3 protein-coding genes are annotated in these 1,325 nt (G+C 42.9%); 1 reads left to right on the top strand and 2 read right to left on the bottom strand.

Features of this window, described 5'->3' with window-relative positions; translation table 11 throughout:
• Positions 1-314: glutaredoxin domain-containing protein (locus AACR41_RS00095; RefSeq protein ID WP_269464883.1), on the bottom strand; the 314-nt coding region annotated here is incomplete at its 3' end.
• Positions 315-486: 172 nt separating this feature from the next.
• Between AACR41_RS00095 and AACR41_RS00090 the strand changes: the two genes are divergently transcribed.
• Entirely contained in the window at positions 487-924 is a 438-nt protein-coding gene (locus AACR41_RS00090; protein ID WP_030008351.1) for a heavy metal-responsive transcriptional regulator, read from the top strand.
• Positions 925-1,077: 153 nt separating this feature from the next.
• On the opposite strand, the gene AACR41_RS00085 is transcribed toward AACR41_RS00090, so the two are convergent.
• A partial coding sequence (locus tag AACR41_RS00085) for an ATP-binding protein (RefSeq protein WP_030008350.1) occupies positions 1,078-1,325 on the bottom strand: 248 nt, incomplete at its 5' end.

The raw sequence follows: 1,325 nt of genomic DNA, 5'->3' as shown, positions 1-1,325 counted from the left end.
TAGGAATAATCTGGTTTTTCAGGTTCAATATCAAAATAATCAGCTAAATCGCTATACCCACCAATGCGATAGTCACCAAAAAAGATTTGTGGCGTTGTAGGTACATCATGCTTTGTTTTAAAAGCAGCAACTTCTTCTGGTGAAGTTAAGCGTACATCTTCAAAATCAATGCCATGTTCGTTAAGAAGATTAATTGCCCTCAATCCCCAAGGACATTCATGTTCAGAAGTTGACATACGATATAGTCTGACGGCTTTTGGCTCAATACTTACGTTGCCGTGAGGGCTTGTCATAGTTTTTGTGATTGTAGACATGGGTTTGTCTCCTTCAATAGAAAAGGTAGTTGTTAGTTCCATGCATCAACCCTAAACCCTGTAGTGAGCTGTAGAGTCAAGAGGATCAATGGCTTTTTTTGAAAAAATCTTTTTGCTTTACTCTCTAGTTAGGTGCAAGGTTTAAGATGGAAGAAAATAAAAGGAATTTTCTATGGCGGTTATTACTGGCTTAAAAATAGGCGATGTGGCGAAACAAACAAAAGTAGCTGTAGGAGCATTACGCTATTACGAAGATCAAGGACTGATCAATTCGGAGCGGGGTGATAATGGCTACCGTTACTACTCACCAAACATTGTGCAGCAGGTGCGATTCATTAAAAAAGCCCAATCCCTCGGTTTATCCCTGGGAGATATTCGAGAAATTTTGACGGTACATCGCCGTGGTGATCTACCTTGTGATTTTGTTCAGCACCTATTGCAAGAAAAGATTCAGCAGCTTGAGGTAAAAATTCAAGAAATGATCCTTTTTAAAACTGAGTTAGAGGCTTATCGCGACCGTTGGAGCAGTGATCAGATTCATCCACAGCCGGAAGATATTTGTCCTTTGATTGAAATGGTTCCCTTAACGCAGGTATCTGATCGTAAATAGGTGTGACGAGAATGTGACATTGTCTTTTTGGGGTAGCCGATGAGGTGCTTGGGGTTACGATGAGTCGCTTTGGTAATCTTCCCATTCGGTTGGCGATCGCCTGTGGTGTTTGACGGATACCCTCGCAAAGGACAGTAGATAGCTTAGGCCCAACTAAGTATTGTGATTTTCTAGAATGGTTTTCCTGCGAGGTAAAGGTAAGTGAAGAGTAAATGTACTACCTTGGTTAGGGCGACTGATGAGGTGGATATTGCCTTGGTGAGCGCGGGCGATCGCCTGGGCAATGGCCAGCCCTAAACCTGTACCTCCGGTATGGATGGCACGGTCTGCATGCACCCGATAGAAACGATCAAAAATATATTTCTGGTCTGCAAGGGGAATACCAACGCCTGTATCGGGGG

The sequence above is a fragment of the Picosynechococcus sp. NKBG042902 genome (genome assembly GCF_963864045.1).
In the GTDB taxonomy this organism is placed as follows: domain Bacteria; phylum Cyanobacteriota; class Cyanobacteriia; order Cyanobacteriales; family MRBY01; genus MRBY01.
This window is presented reverse-complemented; position numbering and strand designations above follow the sequence as displayed.